The sequence below is a fragment of the Dapis hubbardiae BLCC-M172 genome, from assembly GCF_050016015.1.
GTDB lineage: Bacteria > Cyanobacteriota > Cyanobacteriia > Cyanobacteriales > Microcoleaceae > Trichodesmium.
In genome coordinates this window covers 54,200-74,395 of record NZ_JBNHEQ010000230.1, presented here as the reverse complement: position 1 = coordinate 74,395, position 20,196 = coordinate 54,200, and the positions used below count along the sequence as shown (strand labels likewise).

At 34.8% G+C, this 20,196-nt stretch carries 14 protein-coding genes; 13 read left to right on the top strand and 1 reads right to left on the bottom strand.

The window, feature by feature from the left end:
• Positions 1 to 11 precede the first annotated feature (11 nt).
• The 11 genes from ACP6PK_RS21505 (at position 12) to ACP6PK_RS21455 (ending at position 15,413) form a co-directional block, all read left to right on the top strand.
• Positions 12 to 1,694 (top strand): dipeptide ABC transporter ATP-binding protein, encoded by a 1,683-nt coding sequence (locus tag ACP6PK_RS21505; RefSeq protein ID WP_426562497.1) that lies wholly within the window; start codon positions 12 to 14, stop codon positions 1,692 to 1,694.
• Positions 1,695 to 1,963: 269 nt separating this feature from the next.
• Complete coding sequence (locus ACP6PK_RS21500; protein ID WP_426562495.1) at positions 1,964 to 3,178, top strand: nSTAND1 domain-containing NTPase; 1,215 nt, start codon at positions 1,964 to 1,966, stop codon at positions 3,176 to 3,178.
• Between the two features lie 151 nt (positions 3,179 to 3,329).
• A complete protein-coding gene (locus tag ACP6PK_RS21495) occupies positions 3,330 to 3,656 on the top strand; it encodes a hypothetical protein (RefSeq protein ID WP_426562493.1) in 327 nt (108 codons plus the stop codon).
• Positions 3,657 to 4,144: 488 nt separating this feature from the next.
• On the top strand, positions 4,145 to 4,747 hold the full coding sequence (locus tag ACP6PK_RS21490; RefSeq protein ID WP_426562491.1) for a nitroreductase family protein: 603 nt from the start codon (positions 4,145 to 4,147) through the stop codon (positions 4,745 to 4,747).
• A 112-nt stretch (positions 4,748 to 4,859) separates the two neighbouring features.
• Entirely contained in the window at positions 4,860 to 6,137 is a 1,278-nt protein-coding gene (gene glyA / locus ACP6PK_RS21485; protein ID WP_426562489.1) for a serine hydroxymethyltransferase, read from the top strand.
• Positions 6,138 to 6,632: 495 nt separating this feature from the next.
• Positions 6,633 to 7,691: a glycosyltransferase family 4 protein gene (locus tag ACP6PK_RS21480; RefSeq protein ID WP_094670678.1), complete on the top strand. Its 1,059-nt coding sequence runs from the start codon at positions 6,633 to 6,635 to the stop codon at positions 7,689 to 7,691.
• A 551-nt stretch (positions 7,692 to 8,242) separates the two neighbouring features.
• Positions 8,243 to 9,493 (top strand): competence/damage-inducible protein A, encoded by a 1,251-nt coding sequence (locus ACP6PK_RS21475; protein ID WP_426562487.1) that lies wholly within the window; start codon positions 8,243 to 8,245, stop codon positions 9,491 to 9,493.
• Positions 9,494 to 9,799: 306 nt separating this feature from the next.
• Complete coding sequence (locus ACP6PK_RS21470; RefSeq protein ID WP_256386479.1) at positions 9,800 to 9,934, top strand: hypothetical protein; 135 nt, start codon at positions 9,800 to 9,802, stop codon at positions 9,932 to 9,934.
• Between the two features lie 28 nt (positions 9,935 to 9,962).
• Positions 9,963 to 10,412, top strand: a complete 450-nt coding sequence (gene aroQ / locus ACP6PK_RS21465) for a type II 3-dehydroquinate dehydratase (RefSeq protein ID WP_426562485.1) — start codon at positions 9,963 to 9,965, stop codon at positions 10,410 to 10,412.
• Positions 10,413 to 11,714: 1,302 nt separating this feature from the next.
• Positions 11,715 to 12,857: an ADP-ribosylglycohydrolase family protein gene (locus ACP6PK_RS21460; protein ID WP_426562483.1), complete on the top strand. Its 1,143-nt coding sequence runs from the start codon at positions 11,715 to 11,717 to the stop codon at positions 12,855 to 12,857.
• A gap of 30 nt (positions 12,858 to 12,887) precedes the next feature.
• Positions 12,888 to 15,413, top strand: coding sequence for an HD family phosphohydrolase (locus tag ACP6PK_RS21455; protein ID WP_426562481.1), 2,526 nt, complete (start codon positions 12,888 to 12,890; stop codon positions 15,411 to 15,413).
• 387 nt (positions 15,414 to 15,800) lie between these two features.
• Here ACP6PK_RS21455 and radC read toward each other — a convergent pair whose 3' ends face one another.
• Positions 15,801 to 16,532 carry a RadC family protein gene (gene radC, locus ACP6PK_RS21450; RefSeq protein ID WP_426562479.1) on the bottom strand — a complete coding sequence of 244 codons (732 nt, stop codon included), beginning with the start codon at positions 16,530 to 16,532 and terminating at the stop codon, positions 15,801 to 15,803.
• A 1,116-nt stretch (positions 16,533 to 17,648) separates the two neighbouring features.
• Between radC and ACP6PK_RS21445 the strand changes: the two genes are divergently transcribed.
• Both ACP6PK_RS21445 and ACP6PK_RS21440 read left to right on the top strand, forming a co-directional pair.
• Entirely contained in the window at positions 17,649 to 18,191 is a 543-nt protein-coding gene (locus ACP6PK_RS21445; RefSeq protein WP_426562477.1) for a 1,2-dihydroxy-3-keto-5-methylthiopentene dioxygenase, read from the top strand.
• 755 nt (positions 18,192 to 18,946) lie between these two features.
• Positions 18,947 to 19,984: an NADP(H)-dependent aldo-keto reductase gene (locus ACP6PK_RS21440; RefSeq protein ID WP_426562475.1), complete on the top strand. Its 1,038-nt coding sequence runs from the start codon at positions 18,947 to 18,949 to the stop codon at positions 19,982 to 19,984.
• Positions 19,985 to 20,196: the final 212 nt, after the last annotated feature.

The window sequence follows — 20,196 nt, the reverse complement described above, 5'->3', positions numbered from 1 at the left end:
ACTTTTAACTAATGAATCCCTTACTTAATATTGAAAATCTACGAGTAGCTTATCCTGAAAAACGTGGAAAATCTCATTGGGCAGTAAATAATGTTTCTCTAAAACTTCAACCTGGAGAAAAATTAGGATTAGTGGGAGAATCTGGATGCGGTAAATCTACCCTCGGACGTGCTGCTATGAGATTATTACCCCAGTCGGTACAAGTTGAGGGGTCTGTTACCTTCGGGGAAAAATCCGTGTTTGGGATGAACCCCTCTCAACTCAGAAAATTTCGTGGTGAAGCAGTAGCATTAGTTTTCCAAGACCCGATGACTCGCCTCGACCCATTAATGACTATTGGGGATCATTGTATAGAAACTATTAAAGCACACCAACCCTATCTATCTAAATCTCAGGCAGAAAAAAAATCTATAGAGACTCTCGAAACTGTTAATATTCCTGCTAGTCGTTGGTCTCAATATCCCCATGAATTTAGTGGGGGAATGCGACAAAGGGTGGCGATCGCTCTAGCACTTTTACTTGACCCGAAATTGATAGTTGCTGACGAACCTACTACCAGCTTGGATGTAACTATAGCATCTCAAATTTTGCAGGAGTTAACTAGACTTTGCCAAGAACGTCAGACTTCTTTATTATTAATTTCCCATGATTTGGCAATGGTGGGAGAATATTGTGACCGTATTGCTGTGATGTATGGAGGTGAAATAGTAGAAAAAGGCTCTATTGAAAAAATTCTTCACAACCCCCAACATAAATATACCAAATCTCTGTTTGAAGCTGCTTTACATATTCAAGTTGTTGAATCTAATTCTCCTCAAATTCAACCAGAAAATTCTGAAGAAATAAGAGTTGCCAAAACAGCTAAACCTATTTTACAAATCAAAGATTTAGTTAAACATTACAGCTTAGAAAGTAATTTTATAGAGCAGTTATTTTTTTCTGGCAAAAGCAAACTTATTAAAGCAGTTGATGGAGTTAACTTAAATCTTTATTCAGGAGAAATATTAGGATTAGTCGGAGAATCTGGTTGTGGTAAAAGTACCTTATCTCGAACTATTTTACAATTAATTAAATCTACTTCTGGTTCAGTCGAATTTCAAGATACAGATTTAACAATTCTTTCCCACTCCGCCTTACAACCTTACCGTCGCGAAATGCAAATGATATTTCAAGACCCCCTCGCTTGTCTCAACCCCATGATGACTGTTAACCAGATAATAGCTGACCCCCTATTTATCCATAATTTAGCTAGCACGGAAAAAGCTAAAATTCAAGTTGAGGAAATGCTAGAAAAAGTAGGTTTGACTCCAGTAGCAGAATATGGTAATCGATATCCTTCCGAATTATCTGGAGGGCAACAACAAAGAGTTGCTATTGCCAGAGCATTAATTACTAATCCAAAACTTGTCATTTGTGATGAACCTGTAAGTATGTTAGACGCCACTATTCAAACTCAAGTTTTAGACTTAATGTTGGAGTTGAAAAAAGAATTAAATTTAACTTATTTATTTATTACCCATGACTTGTGGGTAGCTAGATTTATTTGTGACAGAATTGCTGTTATGAATAGTGGCAAAATTGTTGAGCAAGGGAAGACAGAAGAGATATTTAATTCTCCGCAGCATTCTTATACTCAAACATTGTTAAATGCTGCGCCACTATTGCAGAAGGAAGAAGGAAGAAGGAAGAAGTAAGAAGTAAGCAAGGAAGAAGTAGCTAGCTTATCCGATCAGAATAAACTATTTTTTTTTTAGTTTGGTAACATAAGCATCTTGCTTGTTGCAGTTTAGAAGCTTGTGTTGTAAATATAATCAAATATTATACTACTACGTTTTACACTATAAAATTTTATATTACTTTTTAAGTTGAGCTTACACTCTTAATTATGATTCTTGTACGGGTAATTTATGAACTTATTCTACTGGCTTATTAGTTGAAAACTAGCCCTTAATTTTCAAGTGTAATGGCTGCACAAAATAATGAAAAAGCATCAAAAACAGGAATTGACAATAAAGGCAGCTTGAACAATTATGGAACACTTACTGGTATTGGTGTTCAAAATAATGTTGTTGTCAATCTCAATGTTTATTTAGAAAAGGATGATGTTAACTGTCCCTATAAGGGTTTCTCTAGTTTTCTTCCAAGAGATGCTGAATATTTTTTTGGTAGAGATGAATTTGTAAAAAAACTTCTTACAGCTATTGAAACAAATAATTTTATTCCAGTTTTAGGCAAATCAAAAACTGGTAAATCTTCAGTGATTTTAGCAGGATTAGTTCCGCAATTAGTAAAAAAAGCAAAAAATTGGCTATTTACATTTTTTCGTCCAGGAGAAGAACCTTTTTATGATCTTGCTCAAGCTTTAGTTAAACTCTATATTCCAGATGTTAATGAAACAGAATTAGAGACTGAAGCCAAGAAACTAAAATCTTTACTTCAAAATAAAACTACTTCATTGTCAGAAATCATTGATAAAATACAGGAAAAAAATCCAAAGAATCGTATCTTAATTATTGCAGACCAATTTGAACAACTCTACAGTCTTTGTACTGATGGTGAAACTCGATATAAATTTATTAATTCTCTCTTAGAAACATTTCAAAACTCCACAGAAAAATCCTCCTTATCAACAAAGTTAATTACTGCAATAGGAACAAATTTTTTAGAAAATGCTGAGTTCCATAAACCGTTAGCGGATGTCTTAGAAAAAGATGGAATTACGTTGGAACCAATGAAGTCAGACCAATTAAGGGAAGTAATAGAAAAACCTACTCAAAAGTTGGGATTTAAAGTTGAAAAAAAACTGCTTGAAAGCCTGATTAAAGATGTTATTAATTTTAAGAAAGAACAGGAAAGTTTAGCTTTATTATCATTTACCCTAACTAAATTATGGAGTCAACAAAACAGTAAACAATTTACCTATCAAGTTTACCAAAAAATCAGTAAATATGAAAAAATAGTTAAAGCTTACTCTACAGCAAAAAAAAAGCGACTAGAACAAAAGAATTTCATAAAAAGCGTTAGGAAAAAAAATGAAATTACTGGAGTGCCAATAATATATAGAATTTTGATTTTATTGTTTTTGTTTTTTGTGGGAATACCTGTAATTTTAGAACTTTTACCAATGATTTTTTACGACCCATATCAAATTGAATGCAAAATTAAAAATAAATGCTGAGGCTAGATATAATTTTCAGATAAATATGTCGCTTTGTTACTTTATTTAATTTACTTTACAGCAGTTTTGAAGTTAATCAAGTACACAGTTTTAGGACTAATGAGTTTAACTAATGGTAAAACAATTTTCAGCTAACAAAGGAGATTGAATTATGCCAGATACCCCAATCAATAAAGGAATTGAGAATACAGGAACTTTTGTTAATTATGGAGGTCAGGTTAGTGGCATTGGTCAACAACAATACAACAATAACTCTGTACCACCTGAAGTTGAAGAAATCCAAAATTCACTGGGCGAAATTATAAAAAAATATCCTAACGAGGATCAAGCTTTAGAGGTGGCAAAAAAAGATCCGAAAATCAAGAAGCTATTGGATAGTGCAACAAGTATTATTACGCCAATTGTGCTCAAAGAAACCGTTTCTCCTCTGGTTCGTCCTCTAATTGAAAAGTTGCTTAATTTTTGGCATAACTTATAAAGCTTGCTGTTTTTCTAGATTCTATTTCCAGGATAATCTTTGTAAAGTACGGTGTTAATTTCCGAATAGTTGACACAGTAAATACTTTAGAAACAATTCTACTGCTCAAATATCTAAGATGACCAACGTCATAAACTAAATCTTTCTGCCCCATACTGAAAACCTCAAGTGTCAGTATGGGGCATATACTTTATTCGGTATGGTTACAACTTTAAGAATCAATAAATAATTACTTAAACCATTATTTAAAAAGCTTTTTGATTCTCCATTCCCTTTTTCTGCTTCCCTGGGCAAACTGATAACTAATAACTAAAATGAGCACCTATTTTGTTACTCAAAAATTAGGTAGATTATTTGATCCCCATTTCAGGTAAAATTGAACAAAACCGTTGCCTAACAGAGAGAACCCAAATAGGGAGACTGAGTTTTTTATTCTATGCAAAAACTCAGTTTCTGAATTTAAAACTTATCAACAGGAGTTTGACTCAATGGATGCTTTAGACGTAATTTATCAACGTCGTGCTGTTAAACATTACGATCCTAACCATAAAATAACACCTGAAGAAGAACAAAAACTTCTGGAGACAACAATTCAAGCTCCCACCAGTTTTAATATTCAACATTGGCGTTTTGTTATTCTTCGAGATCCAGAATTACGGCAACAAGTCAGACAACTTGGTTTCGATCAAGCTCAAATAACAGAAGCTTCTTTACTCATTCTCTTTACAGCAGATGTGAAAGCTTGGGAAAAAGAACCCGAACGCTACTGGAAAAATGCTCCAGAGCAAGTCGCCAAGCAACTTGTAGGTATGATAGAACCTTTCCATCAAGGTCGTGAATGGCTTCAGCGAGACGAAGCTCAACGTTCAATAGGTATGGCAATGCAAACCTTAATGTTAACAGCAACAGCGATGGGTTATGATTCCTGCCCAATGATTGGCTTTGATATTGAGAAACTAGCAGAATTAATTAATTTACCCAAAAATTATGTAATGGGTCCTATGGTAGCCATTGGCAAAAAAGTTAAAGACCCTTGGCCAAAACCCGGACAATTACCATTGAGTGAGTTAGTGATTGAAAATAAATTCTAAAAGTCAATTAACCAATTTCATTACTCTAAACTAGATTCCTCAGCCCCACACTGAAAACCTAAGTTCCGGTGTGGGGCATATACTTTTAATGTAGCCTCAAAAAATATAGAGCATGATTAACACTAACTTTCTTGCCGATACTGACCCCTTAGTAGCCGAACTAATTCAAAAAGAATACGGACGGCAACAAGACCACCTAGAACTAATTGCCAGTGAAAATTTTACCTCACCAGCAGTAATGGCTGCCCAAGGTTCCGTACTCACCAACAAATATGCCGAAGGTCTCCCAGGTAAACGTTACTACGGCGGTTGTGAATTTATAGACAAAATCGAACAAATAGCCATAGACCGTGCCAAAGAATTATTTGGAGCTGCCCACGCCAATGTACAACCCCATGCTGGAGCGCAGGCCAACCTTGCAGTGTTCCTCACATTATTACAACCAGGGGATACCATCATGGGAATGGACTTATCCCACGGTGGACATTTGACCCACGGTTCCCCAGTTAACATTTCTGGTAAATGGTTCAAAGTTCATCATTATGGTGTAAGTCAGGAAACAGAGGCTATAGACTATGACCAAGTTCTTGAACTGGCAAAAGAACATAAACCCAAATTGCTGATTTGTGGTTATTCTGCCTATTCTCAGATAATTGATTTTGAGAAATTCCGGGCGATCGCCGATGAAGTAGGAGCTTATTTATTAGCGGATATTGCTCATATTGCTGGTTTAGTAGCAACAGGTCATCATCCTAACCCAGTCCCCCACTGTGATGTAGTAACAACTACCACCCACAAAACTTTAAGGGGGCCACGAGGCGGTTTAATCCTGACCCGCGACCCAGAATTAGGGAAAAAATTAGACAAAGCAGTATTTCCCGGAACTCAAGGTGGTCCTTTAGAACACGTTATTGCAGCCAAAGCAGTTGCATTTGGAGAAGCTTTAAAGCCAGAATTTAAGACTTATTCCGGCCAAGTTATAGAAAATGCTGCTGCCTTAGCAACCCAACTGCAAAAACGCGGATTAAAAATAGTCTCCGGTGGTACGGAAAATCACGTTATGTTAGTGGATTTAAGGTCAGTAAGTATGACAGGTAAAAAAGCAGATAAGTTGATGAGTGGGGTAAATATTACTGCTAATAAAAATACTGTACCTTTTGACCCAGAGTCTCCTTTTGTTACCAGTGGTCTCCGACTGGGTTCTCCAGCAATGACAAGTCGAGGGATGAAAGCTGCTGAATTTACAGAAATAGGCGATATTATTGCGGAAAGATTACTAAGTCCAGAAGATGAAGGAGTAGCTCAAAAGTGTCGAGACAGGGTAGCATCATTATGCAATGGTTTTCCTCTCTATCCTCATCTGATGGCTAAAGTTCCTAGTCTAGTCTAAAGAAGTTTGGATTTTCGGTAAATCCTAATTGGGGATTAATTCTAGATCGAAAACTCGATAATACATATTAGCTAATTTAAAGGCTAAATTTTACCCCAAGGTTGTATATTTAATTAGGAATTAGTAGAGACGTTCTATATAATGTCTCTACTAAAAAGTCAAATATTAAATATAGGGTAGCACTATAGTTTTAAGGCGTTGGTGAAACACGGTATGAAATTCCTAAATTATTTAAGGAGAAATCAGAGCTATTCCAACTCTTTAAATTACTCAAAAAGATTCTTTCTAGCTCCTAACTCCTAAAATCATACTTTTATTCAGCAACGCCAGTTTGAAATAATTACGTTTTAGTGTAACTGCCCAACTATTACAAAAAAAATATTTTAATTTTCTACAATCATAACCTATTTATATTATAGTTAGTCGCAAAATATTCTGATGATACTAAACCAAATTAATAATTTATTATTAACTCTTAACCCTCCATTATTCCAGATACCTAATTATCTGTACCATTTAATTACCTTAGTTATTTCGACTTTATTTGTAATTTTAATTACACCAATAATCAAAAAAATTGCTCTCAAAATAGGACTTGTAGACCATCCCGGCGGTCGTAAAATTCATAAAAAACCAATGGTACGTTTGGGAGGAGTTTCTATTTTTATTAGTAGCCTAGTTGCTCTTTTAATTGTTTGGTGGTTGGGTGGATTTATAGATACTAATGGCAATATTTTACCCCCAGAAAAAGAGTTTGAAATATGGGGAGTAACAGTCGGCGGTTTAGCTTTTTTTATGATTGGTTTAGCAGATGACTTGTTTGGTTTATCACCACTATTCAGGTTATTTATGCAAATAATTGCTGCTAGTATGGCTTGGATAGTTGGAGTACATATAGATTTTCTGACTATTCCTTTTTATGGATTAGTACATATTAATATATTAAGCTGGCCTATAACTGTGATTTGGTTAGTAGGTATGGCAAATGCTATTAATTGGATTGATGGTGTAGATGGTTTAGCTGCTGGTGTTTCTGGTATTGCAGCTTTTGTGATGTTAATTGTTAGTATATTTATGGATCAACCAGCAGCAGCTTTAATAGCAGCAGCTTTAGCTGGTGCAACACTAGGTTTTCTCCGTTATAACTTTAATCCAGCCCAAATATTTATGGGAGATGGAGGAGCTTATTATGTAGGATTTACTCTAGCAGGAGTAGGAGTAATAGGTTTAGTAAAAACAACTGTAGTTACTTCTGTTGTTTTACCATATCTAATTCTAGCGGTACCAATTTTAGATATGTCTGCAGTAATTTTAGGCCGTTTACGAAATGGGAAATCTCCTTTTATTGCAGATAAACGTCATCTACATCATCGTTTATTAGACGCTGGTTTATCGCAAAGATTAACAGTTTTTTTTATTTACTCACTAACACTGTGGGTAGGAAGTTTAGCCATGGCTTTTTCAGGTATTCCTAGTGGTGCAATTTATGCTTTTAGTGCTACAGGTTTACTAGCTTATACAAGTTGGAAAGTTTGGAAACAAAAACAAGCTTAAGACAATTAATAATTAATAATTAATATAGCAATTCCCAAGAAGCGTGAGGTACAAAATTCATTTGTTTTAGGGAACAGGGAACAGGGAACAGAGAACAGGAAATAGGGAATAGGGAATAGGGAATAGAAAAGAAATTAAAGAGCTTGTGTACCTCATAAGCTTGAGAAACGCTATAATTATGAAAAATATATACCAATTTTCCCATAGGTTGCGGGTAATCAAAAAGTAGATAAAAAACTGAAACTCGCGCCTGTTAACAGTTAAGTTGTCCCTCAATACCTAAAAGCGTTAAGGTTTTTATACACAAATAAAATAGAACTGCTATATAGAGATTTGTTTGGAAATAGAAATTTAAAATGCTCTTAAAATGCTCAAAGGCTGACTATATAATATTTTCATAATTTTAGACTATAAAAGCACTATAAACCTTAACTTATAATGGCTTTAGTCTTGTTTTTAGGACTGAATTCCCAACAACTCTAATGTAGTTAAAGAAAAATAATTTGCATTTACACTACAAACTGTTAAATTATCAATTATCCATTATAAATATGATTGCAGAAATTATATGTGTTGGTACAGAACTACTATTAGGAGATATCCTAAATAGTAATGCTCAATTTTTAGCCCAAGAACTAGCAAGATTAGGAATAGCTCATTACTATCAAAATGTAGTAGGAGATAATCCAGAGAGAATCAAACAAGTATTAGCGATCGCCTCCCAACGCTCCCAAATATTAATTTTCACAGGAGGTTTAGGCCCGACCCCAGATGATTTAACAGTGGCCACTATCGCCGACTTTTTTAATACCCCACTTATAGAAAGACCCGAAATAATAGAAGATATTACCCAAAAATTTGCCCATCGGGGTCGCCCCATGACTGCTAGTAACCGAAAACAAGCCTTAATTCCCCAAGGTGCAAATATTTTACCTAATCCTATAGGTAGCGCTCCTGGAATTATTTGGCAACCAATCGCAGATGTAACAATAATGACTTTTCCCGGAGTTCCCACTGAAATGAAAATGATGTGGGAAGAAACTGCTGTACCTTATTTCCATAGTCAGGGTTGGTGTGGAGAAACTATCTATAGTCACACGTTAAAATTTTGGGGTATTGCGGAGTCAACTTTGGCAGAAAAAGTAGCTCCATTACTAGAAATGAAAAATCCTACGGTTGCTCCTTATGCTAATTTTGGAGAAGTAAAATTAAGAATTTCTGCCCGTGCTGAGTCCCAAGAATTAGCAGATAAATTAATTTTTCCTGTAGAACAACAAATACGAGATATTGCCGGAATTGATTGTTATGGCATTAATGATGAGTCTCTCGCTTCAGTAGTAGGAAAATTATTGTTAGATAAGGGCGAAACTTTAGCTGTGGCAGAATCTTGTACGGGTGGAAGCTTGGGTAGTATGTTGACTTCTACTCCAGGTAGTTCACAATACTTTCATGGTGGAGTTATCGCTTATGAAAATCAAGTAAAAATTACTTTGCTAGATGTTAAGCAGGAAAATTTAATTGCTGAAGGTGCTGTAAGTCACGCAGTGGCAAAGCAAATGGCAAGTGGAGTAGTCGAGAAGCTAGGAACTAACTGGGGAATTAGTATTACTGGTATTGCTGGACCTGGAGGCGGAACTGACACTAAACCTGTGGGTTTAGTTTATATTGGCATAGCCAGATTTAAAGATGAAGTAGAAAGTTTTGAATACCGCTTCAGTCCTTTGCGAAATCGTGATTGGATTAGAAGAGTAAGTGCTTGTACAGCTCTTGACCTGTTGAGAAGAAAATTATATTCAGTCTAATGAAAGACAAAAATATGAGAAAAGTTGATTATAATTAATTCAAGGTCTGGTCTTTAGTCCATACTTTCATAAAATCAACTTATCATTGCTGAATGGTCATCTCAACCAACAGCAAAAAAAGTGTTAATATAAAAGTAAAGATAAACAAACAAAAAGCCACGATGACTATTTATTGTGGCTAAACTGTTAAAATCTTCCAATAACTTTGTCTGAAAAGGGAAGCGGCAGATCCCGCCCCGCTTACCCCTCACTATAAAAATAAAATAAATAGCTATGGTGAGAGTATCCAGCGGGAATGCGATATTAATGGATTACATTGAAAAGGTACTCGAAAAATTAAAGGAATGGACTCGCAAGCTAGTTGAGGCTTTATTAGGTCCACAGGCAGAACCAGAACCAGAACCTATTCCCATTCCAGTAAACGACCGCTCCCGTCGTTGATAACTTTACCATTCAACCTTTAAATTATTTGTTTAGTATTTTAGTTTTACATGGGCCAAATTTGAACCTCCTGGGTCTGCGGGAACCAGGAATATATGGCTCTGAAACTTTAGATAATATAAATCGACTGTTAGAGCAAGAGGCAGAATCTCTTGGAGTAAAAATCTCTGTATTACAGTCTAACCATGAAGGTGTCTTGGTGGATGCAATTCACTCAACTAGTAGTGAGCAACACCAAGGCATAGTTATTAATGCGGGAGCATATACCCATACCAGTGTGGCCATTAGGGATGCTATTTCTGGGGTGAATATTCCCACAGTAGAAGTTCATCTCAGTAATATTTATCGTCGAGAAGAATTTCGACATCATTCTTTTATTGCACCAGTAGCTATTGGTCAAATTAGTGGTTTTGGTTCAGAAAGCTATATATTGGGACTAAAAGCAATAGTTAATTATCTTCAAAAAAGTAGTAGTTAAATAATTGCCAAATTATATATAGCTACAATTATAATATATAGCTAAAAATTTTCTGTGAGAAATTATCTAAATTATGTAATAACTTGAATGCCTAATCAAGTATTTGTCTTCTAAATGCTTAAAGATGAAGATGAACATGATGGAAAATTATTGTTTCCTCTGGAGATTGACTTAGGGAAGAAAAGCTATAGTGTTTTTCATGTTGATGAGTTAGAGTAAGTAGACCTAAGTATGCAGGCCAATCTAAGGAAATAAAAAAGTAGATACTAATTTTATAACTTTACTATATTACAAGCAATATTTGAAATAATTTCTCTCTTACAGCCACTGAGATTATTCTATACCCAGAATTCCTGGTTGACTAAGTACACTTAAATTAAATACCTGGCAGTATCTAATCCTAGATATTATCCTAACCCTATAGCTTTGCTTATCATTTAAAATACTATATTGCCTCTTGCTTCCTGAGTCGAAGGTAATGCTAAAAGAGGAACTGCGCTTTTCATTTCGCCTAGCTAAACCTTAACAGGAGTCTGTGGACTTATGCATTAGGGTAGTTCAAATCTTAAATTTACTTTTTCTTAATATAGGTCTGTTTAGAAACTATTCTTATCAATAAGTATTGGTGTCTAAAACTACATAACTCTAGTTGGGAAAATGCTAAGGCTATCTCACCCATAGCTAGGTTCTCATGAGGTTTAAATACCTTTCTTATTATTCGAGCAAGACATAATAAATCCCCGTAAAATAGGAAAACTTTAAAATAAATTTATTGGGAAAAACCATTATTATTAATATACTTTGTCATAATTTACAAATAAATTAATATGTAGTTAAATTTTCCTGACAAGAATTAAAATATTCTGAATGTAGAATGTTTTATGGTCCTAGTAGATTTAATTATTTTGGCAATATTTTAGAGTGGGCATTTCAGATCCAATTGATCTTTACTATATAGGACTACTTATTCTTTTACTGAAGTAGTAATATCAATATAATAGGGTGCATCTCAATGCGTGAAGAAAGCCAAAATTTTATCGCTTTTAGGGCACAGGGAACAGGGAACAGGGAATAGGAAATAGGTGTTGCACAATTAGGAATGATGAAGTCTGAAATTAGATATTTTTAGATAATTCTTTTCTTCATGTCTGTACAGTTTAAAACCTATTATCATTCTTTAATGTGCAACCCCAGGAAAAAAGTATTTTTGCAAATATGAGATGCACCCATATAATATTCATAGATAGTATTAGAAAATCAAATAATAAAGACTAGATAAAGTATAGAATAAATGAAAAAATAATGCAGTATTCTCTCTTAAGTAAATTTCAAGGTGCTTTACTAGGAGCAGCTTTAGGAAATTATGTAGGTTCTCACTTTGAGCATCAAGTAGAAAAAAATTGCCAAAGTTATAAATTATTTATGAATCAGCATAAATTTGACCGATCAAAGTTAGAGGAAAACTACTTAAAAAAATGGGGAGAAATTACAATGAATTGTGCAAAAAGCTTAATTAGAAAACAAGAGTTTAATGAAGAGGATTTGCAGAAAGTTCATAAAGAATGGCAAAATAAGTGGAAGAATAAAAAAGATTATACTGGCAAGGCAAACAAAATAAAAGACTCTCCAGTAGAATTAGAAAAATTAGTAGGGATAGTTAAAAATAAACATCCTGATTTTAACTATATAAATAATGATGATGTTTTGAATCCGACAGCCAGTAATGCCATTATTACTAGCTTGCCAGTTTCTTTGATATACCATGAAGATGAATTTAAACTTCAACAAAAATTGCAGCAATGGGGAAAAGTTTGGGAAAATGATTTAGAAGTAAACCTTGGCAACTTAGTAGTTGGATATATAATATCCCAAATTTTGATAGAGAAATTAGACCCCTTGACTATAATAGGAAAAATTATCGACTATATTGGAGAAAAAGAACCATTAGTAGGACAACTTAGACAAGTAGAAAAATTGATTAACCAGGGAGCAAATTTAGATGCAGCAATAAATCATTTGTCAAAAAATCTTAAATCTCTTGAGAAACAGCAACTATTTTGTGAGGGTCAACAAAAATCCCTATCTTCTGCTTTTTTCATACCTATTTCTTTGGCCTTATACTGCTTTCTAAGTACCCCAGAAAATTTCGGTTTAGCAGTATTACGTTCTGCAAGAAGCGGATGGGCAACTCAGACTTGTACTATAGTAGGTACTTTATCAGGAGCTTATAACAGTAGTGCTGGAGTTCCTGTGGAATGGCGACAAAAAATGGGTGTTGAACTTTTGGGAATGAAGGATGAAATGGAGATTATGAACTTGGCAAAAAGTCTTTGGGCAGTTTGGTCTGGAGTTTATGACCCAAACAATGTCACACAAAGTATAGTGCCAGCAGTTGCTGCCAGAAATGTGATTCGTCCTCGCCCTCACCCAGCTAGTGGCTATTGAAAACTCTATGATGTTTAGACATCAAGAAATATGTATCTGACACGTTTAATTGGGAAATTATTGAAACCCCAGAAAAAACAACAAACATCCAGTTGGTCAACTCTGGCAACCTCGCCAATGTTGGTGTTACTAGCCATAGCATCTCTAACAGCTACTATGGGTCAACGTTATTATCACCAACCAGAATTAAAAGAGGGAACTGTTGCCCCTAAAACCATCGAGGCTCCAGATGATGCTACAGTTTCTGATGATAAACTGACTTTGGAGAAGCGTAAGTCAGCTAGACTTGGGGATATCACTGTGTTGATGATTAATCAATCAGTGAATCAAAGGGTGGACAAAGAGTTAAGAGAAATATTGGTACTGGGGGATCAAGCTAGAGAAATAGTTGCTAATTTTCCTTTTATAAACACAGGCATATTATCAACAACTACTCAGGAACATCTACGTCAAGTTTCTGAAGAAAAGTGGCAGGCTATTCAAACAATAATCGAGGAGCAGTTGCAAGAAAGACCTCCTGGACCTGAGTCGGAAACAACTAATTATCCTAAATTAACTCAAGATCAAGATTTAGAAAAAGTTACAGGTAAAAACAATAATGTAACAATTTCAAGTTCAATAGGGGAAGGTTTGTCTGGTAAAACATCAATACCAAAAGACAATCAAAAAAATAGTTCCATAGTCATTAGTAGTAGAGATCAAAAAACAATTTCAGAACTACTAGCTTATCGCAAGAGAAGTTTATATCAAAATTACTCTAGAGTTTTAGACGATGTATCGCAAGCTCGCAGTTTGTACGAAAACGCAACGAAAATTGTGACTCAAGAGAAAAAAAATGAAGGTTATGAAGTATACGATCGTACTTTACTAGAGTTGTCTGATACTGGTTGGCAAAAAACTAAGATAGGTATTGAAAGGGTAAAAGAGCGGATGTTGGCTCAAGGAATATCACCAAATTTACCTAAACAGGAATGGGTTAAGGCACTAAGAGTGCAAGTCGTAGGCGTAGTCCCAATAGAAACTGAAGATTTAGCCATCAAAATTTTGCAGAATGTTTTGCAGGCTAATTTAGCAAAAGATCCAGAAGGAACTAAGAAATTAGTTGAACAGGCAGCACAAAATGTTCCAGGAGTGGAGTACAAAGTCAGAAAGGATGAAATTATTGTTAAAGCAGGAGAAACAATTGACCGTAAGGCTTTTATACTACTTGATGAATTTAAGCTGAGTGGCCGTAGAGTGAATTGGCGCAGCTTGGTGGTATTTGTGTGTATTGTGAGTGGGGCTGTAGGTATAGTAATTATAGTAGAAAGACAATTTAAACCCTGTTTTAGGCGCAGAGATAATATACTTTTATTGTTGTTGAGTTTGAGTGCGCCATTACTGGTCAGCTTGAAAGTACCTTGGAGTAGTAGTTTGCCCGCAATTGGTTTGTTGGTGGGAAACTTCTATGGTTCCACTATGGGAGTAACAGTAGTAGGTTTGATATCTGTGATACTGCCTATTGGTATGGATGTTGATAAAATAGATTGGTTTGCTAGTGCTGCTGGTGGTATTGTTGGTAGTTTGGTAGCAGAAAAAATGCGATCGCGTGAGGAACAGGCGCTTTTAGGTGTAGGGGTGGGGTTGACTCAAGGTATGGTGTATTTATTGACAATTTTGATTGTTCGTGCTACTCCTGGATTATTATGGTATGCGATTATAGGTCCGGTAGGTTTGCAAGCACTCACAGGTTTGGTTTGGAGTATTGTTGCTTTGGGTTTGAGTCCATATTTGGAGCATTTATTTGATTTGATTACTCCGATCCGTTTGTCTGAATTGGCTAATCCTAATCGCCCTCTGTTGAAGCGTTTGGCATCGGAAGCACCTGGTACTTTTCAGCATACTCTGTTTGTGGCAAGTTTGGCGGAAGCGGCAGCACGAGAAATTGGTTGCAATGTGGAATTGGTGAGAACGGGTACTTTGTATCACGATATTGGTAAAATGCACGATCCATTGGGTTTTATTGAGAATCAAATGGGTGGACCGAATAAACATGATGAAATTAACGATCCATGGGTGAGTGTAGAAATTATCAGAAAGCACGTTACTGAAGGATTAGTTATGGCTCGTAGACATAGATTGCCAAAGGCTATTAGGGCGTTTATTCCGGAACATCAGGGTACAATGTTAATTGCTTTTTTCTATTATCAAGCCAAGCAAAGAGCGGAGAAGGAAGCAAAGACGATTAAGGAAGAACTTTTTCGCTATGCAGGACCAACTCCCCAGTCACGGGAAACCGCTATTGTGATGTTGGCTGATTCTTGTGAGGCAGCGTTGCGATCGCTTAAGGATGCGACTCATAAGGATGCACTACAAATGGTGAAGAAAATTTTGCGGGCACGTTGGCAGGATAATCAATTGGTTGATTCTGGTTTGACGAGGGGAGAGATATCAAGTATTGCAGAAATTTTTGTACAGGTATGGGAACAGTATAATCACAAACGTATTGCTTATCCTAAAGCAGCAATGAATCCAAATCAGGTAAAAACTACCAAATCAGTTGTTAATTCTAACTAGATTTTTTTGAGAGGATAGTTGTTAAGTGGCGATCGCTTTCATCACATATTAGGACTTATATCAAATCCGTAGTATCGGTATAAAAAAGCAGACAAACTGGGTTTGTCTCAAATTCCCTTGTACCGACGTTGCACAGGCAAAAATGCGTTTTCCGTTCCGGAATGCTCCGCTTTCCATGTCGCGCAGCGATACGTCCCTACCATTGAACTCTCACAAACCTGGTTTCTTGTTACTCCGATTTTTCGGGAACCCTAGCAAGCGGATTTGATATTAGACACCAGACCATGTATATGTATATAGCGTTCAAAACTATAGCGCTATAGTTTCTGAACTGTATATATATAGTATCTTAGCGTAAGTCCTGATATTTTGAAAACATTCTCTAAATTAATCTCCTTGAGGATATTCTTCCCACAAATTAGTTGTCTGGCGAAGACTGGAATGTTCTCCATTACCCATAATAATATGGTCGAGTAAGGGTATCGCTAAAAATTGCGCTCCTGCTAACAGTTGTCTAGTTAAATTGATATCTTCAGGACTTGGTTCGACATTTCCAGAAGGATGATTATGAGAAATAATTACTCTGGTTGCACCTTGACGAATGACTTCTCGAAAAATTTCGCGGGGATGAGCTAATGTTTCTGTTGCTGTACCGATGGTAATTACCTGAGTTCCTAGTAAGCGGTTATTGACATCCAAAAGTAACACAGCAAATTTTTCTTGGGTTTGCCACATCAAATCTTGACTCAAAGCATCAGCAGCAGCTTGGGGACTATCAACAACTGCTAATTCTGGGGGGCGAGATTGAAAGACTCTTTTTCCTAATTCAATGGCAGCAAGAATGGTTGTTGCTTTTGCTGTACCAATACCATGAATTTGAGTTAATTCTTGAACTGTAATATTGCGGAGAATTGAGAGGGGGTCACGTTGATGTTGACTTAATTGATTTAAGATGTATTGTCCGAGACCAACAGCAGAAAGTTTCCCTTTTCCCTGACCTGTACCTAGTAGAATAGCAATTAATTCTGCAGTAGAAAGACTTTTAGGACCAGAGGCAATTAACCTTTCCCGTGGTCGTTCATTACTAGGTAAGTCTGCAATTCTGAGACTATACGTCATTTCAGTTATCAGTTATTAGTTATCAGTAACTTTGGCTAAAGTCAGAGGCTTGAAATACTGAAGTTAATTTTTTTCACCCTTTAAAAAGGGAGGCTATAGACCTTATTTTTTGGTCATTGATAGACTGCTGAAAAAATAAGGTAAATTATTTCTCAATATAGCATAATTTAGTAAGATAAATTTGACAGTTCCCAAAATTCATAAAACTCCGTATTATTTCTGATATGTATAATTTTTTGTTCAAGATTATGACTTATATTATTTCCGGATAATAAGTGATAAAAAAGTTTTTGTTTGCAGTAGGACTTGAGCAATATCTATAACTTAGGACTAAAGCCTTACTGCGAACTTCAATTATAACTATTCAAGCCGACATAATATTATATCATTTATCTATGAATCTCATTATTATTGAGAAATAAAATTCTTAGTGACATTAGGCTTAATCAACAATTATTAAGTGCATTGTGAGAGATAAATGGTATTAGTTTTTGAGATACGAGTTAGGAATTAAATGAGGTAAAAAATTGAAGATTTTAGGGAAAGTTAAAATAAAAATCAAAATAAAGAACTAATTCAGCAATTAACAATGAACAATTAATAATTAATAATTACCCCTTCTTGAAACGGATAGGATTTGCTAAAAGGAATTTTTTTTTATTTATCCCCTTGAAAGGGGAGGCTTTAAACCTTAATTTTTGAATGAATAATTAATTATTGGCTATCAACTCTTAATTATTAATTATTAACTATTAATTATTAATTATTCGGTAAATTGGCTCGTCAAAAGGTAATTTTTTCAAATTTACTCTAATCCTCCTAGCTTAAGTATAGTTGCTTTGCCCCGATCTTCAAAAATTAATAATTAATAATTACTTCTTCTTATACAGAATAGGATTGACTAAAAGGATTTTTTTTCTTTTTTCTCCATGAATGGAGAGGCTTTATACCTTAATTTTTTGGTAAACAGAATAATGTAGTTGTTGGTTTAAAAACTATCAGTCCTGTATAATAATTATTATCACACAACAAATAGTGCTAAAATGTGATAGTCAAGATAAACAAGAATTATCTTGCTTATCGAATCAATTTTAGTCATAAATAAAAAGGTAAAATATGGCAATACTCAAACTAGAAGACGGTACAATTTACACTCAAATCAACGATATTTCTCGTGAACTTGAACCCTTAAATGTAAAACTGAATTATTGGCCTGTAGGAGAGAATTCAGAAACTCATAATCTACTAGCAAAAGATGTACTGAGCGATGATGAAAAAGAACAATTATTACAAAGTTTGGATAACTATTTTGAGGAACTAAAAGAAAGTGCTGGTTATCAGTCACGAGACTTAGTAGCAATACATCCAGAAATTCCTAATCTTGATGCAATGTTATCAAAGTTCGATAAATGTCATACCCATGCAGATGATGAAGTACGTTATATTGTGGCAGGAGAAGGTATTTTTGGTTTTGTACGTCCTGACAATAGTCAAGTCGAATTAACAGTACAACCACAAGAATATATTAATGTACCAGCTAATACAGAACATTGGTTTTATTTAACAGAAAAAAAGATGGTTAAAGCTGTTAGATATTTCGTTTCAACAGAAGGTTGGGTTCCTCATTATACTGGTACAGAAATTTGTTTTAATAAATAATATTGTAGGGGTTTGGTTTCCAAACCCTTACCATAAATTTGAGGGAACTATAAATTACTAAAAAAGATAGTACAAAAACCAACTGATAAATTCACAGGCAAGCTATTGTAGGGGTTGAGTTTCCAAACCCTTATCTTATCAAAAATGTGATATCTATTGCATCAAAGAATATTAAAAATACTATCTAAGTATTCAGCAGTTAACTATCAGCTTCGAAGATACATCTACATTTTCTGCCACAGAATTGTATGGATTTACAACTGTAGTTTGCCGTTCTTGTGCTTCAATTTTCGGCGTTGCTGATTTTGGGTATGATTTCTATTTTTGGTAGTTCCTAAACTATTGAATAATAAATATTTGAGATTGTTCAACTTTTATTTTCATACCTTGATTCAGCAACGCCCAATTTTCTGATGTAAAATCTAGTAGAAGTTAAAAGAAAGCTTACTTCATTCATTAAAAAGCTGTTTGCGTAGCATTCCGTAGGATGGGCTAAACCCTAATAACTGAATTCTTACAATAGTATAGGCAAGAAAAACTGAAATTTTAATCAGGAAGATAGGAAAGTTTTTAGTTTAGCAAGTTAAAGAAAAAATATAGTAAAATGGTAGTTTTTATTGCTCAATAAGCCCGACAAGCATATCTAAATAAATCTCATATTTTTTGTTTCCCATCTCAAAAAAACAACTATAAATATTTTCATTTTTCCCATTAATGCTAAGATAAAATTAGATAATTTACTAAAAAACAAACCGATGAAATACAACAAACTTGGCGATAGTAACCTCAATGTATCAGAAATCTGTTTAGGCACCATGACTTATGGGCAGCAAAACACTATTGAAGAAGCTCATCAACAACTTAATTATGCTGTTGCTGAAGGTATTAATTTTATTGATGCAGCAGAAATGTATCCAGTTCCAACTAAGGCTGAAACTCAAGGAAAAACAGAAGAATATATTGGTGAATGGTTAGTTAAACAACAGCGCGATAAATTAATTATTGCCACAAAAATTGCCGGACCAAATCCTAAAATGACTTGGATTCGTGGTGGAAAGAATCAAGTTGACCGCCCGAATATTCAGCAAGCAATAGAAGACAGTTTGCGTCGTCTTCAAACTGACTATATTGACCTTTATCAAATTCATTGGCCTGACCGTTATGTGCCTCTATTTGGGATGCCCGATTATGACCAAAAAAACGAGCGAGATACTACACCTATTGCCGAACAATTAGAAGTATTTTCTGAGTTAATTAAAGCTGGAAAAATTCGTTATTTAGGAGTAAGTAATGAGACAGCTTGGGGAGTATGTGAATTTTCTCATCTGGCGGAAAAATTAGGTTTACCAAAAATAGTTTCAATTCAAAATGCTTTTAGTTTAGTTAACCGTGTTTTTAATATAAATTTAGCAGAAGCTTGTCGATTTAATAATGTGGGATTAATGGCTTATAGTCCTCTAGCTTTTGGTCTTTTAACAGGTAAATATTTAGATGGGATTCCTGAAAATTCTCGTTTATCTTTATTCCCTGGATTTGAGCAACGTTATCGTAAAACAAATATGACAGAAGCAGTAAAAGCTTATGTAGAAATTGCTCATAAAAATAATATGACTCCGGCACAATTAGCATTAGCTTATGTACGTTCTAGATGGTTCGTAGCTAGTACAATTATTGGAGCAACAACTATGGAACAATTGAAGGAAAATATTAGTAGTGTGGAGATAAATTTAACTGAAGAAATTATTGCTGAAATTGATGAGGTTCATGCTAAATATCCGAATCCTACTCCTTAGAAGAAAAGAATGAATTGAAAATTCTTAAGGTTCAGTTTTTGTTAGTAGATATCGAGATATAAATTATATCTCTAATTGGTATAAAAAAACATTAAACTCAACCGTTGATTTTTCAATAAAATTTGACTAAGCAGAAGCTAGATCAGCATAAAGACTTTCTAAGTCTAATTTATGGCCAGCTTGGCTGAAGATTTTGTCAACTTGAGCCATAT

Coding starts and splice junctions, on each gene's coding strand:
- ACP6PK_RS21505 (WP_426562497.1), top strand. CDS start 12: ATGAATCCCTTACTTAATATTGAAAATCTACGAGTAGCTTATCCTGAA.
- ACP6PK_RS21500 (WP_426562495.1), top strand. CDS start 1,964: ATGGCTGCACAAAATAATGAAAAAGCATCAAAAACAGGAATTGACAAT.
- ACP6PK_RS21495 (WP_426562493.1), top strand. CDS start 3,330: ATGCCAGATACCCCAATCAATAAAGGAATTGAGAATACAGGAACTTTT.
- ACP6PK_RS21490 (WP_426562491.1), top strand. CDS start 4,145: ATGGATGCTTTAGACGTAATTTATCAACGTCGTGCTGTTAAACATTAC.
- glyA (WP_426562489.1), top strand. CDS start 4,860: ATGATTAACACTAACTTTCTTGCCGATACTGACCCCTTAGTAGCCGAA.
- ACP6PK_RS21475 (WP_426562487.1), top strand. CDS start 8,243: ATGATTGCAGAAATTATATGTGTTGGTACAGAACTACTATTAGGAGAT.
- ACP6PK_RS21470 (WP_256386479.1), top strand. CDS start 9,800: ATGGATTACATTGAAAAGGTACTCGAAAAATTAAAGGAATGGACTCGC.
- ACP6PK_RS21460 (WP_426562483.1), top strand. CDS start 11,715: ATGCAGTATTCTCTCTTAAGTAAATTTCAAGGTGCTTTACTAGGAGCA.
- ACP6PK_RS21455 (WP_426562481.1), top strand. CDS start 12,888: ATGTATCTGACACGTTTAATTGGGAAATTATTGAAACCCCAGAAAAAA.
- radC (WP_426562479.1), bottom strand. CDS start 16,532: ATGACGTATAGTCTCAGAATTGCAGACTTACCTAGTAATGAACGACCA.
- ACP6PK_RS21445 (WP_426562477.1), top strand. CDS start 17,649: ATGGCAATACTCAAACTAGAAGACGGTACAATTTACACTCAAATCAAC.
- ACP6PK_RS21440 (WP_426562475.1), top strand. CDS start 18,947: ATGAAATACAACAAACTTGGCGATAGTAACCTCAATGTATCAGAAATC.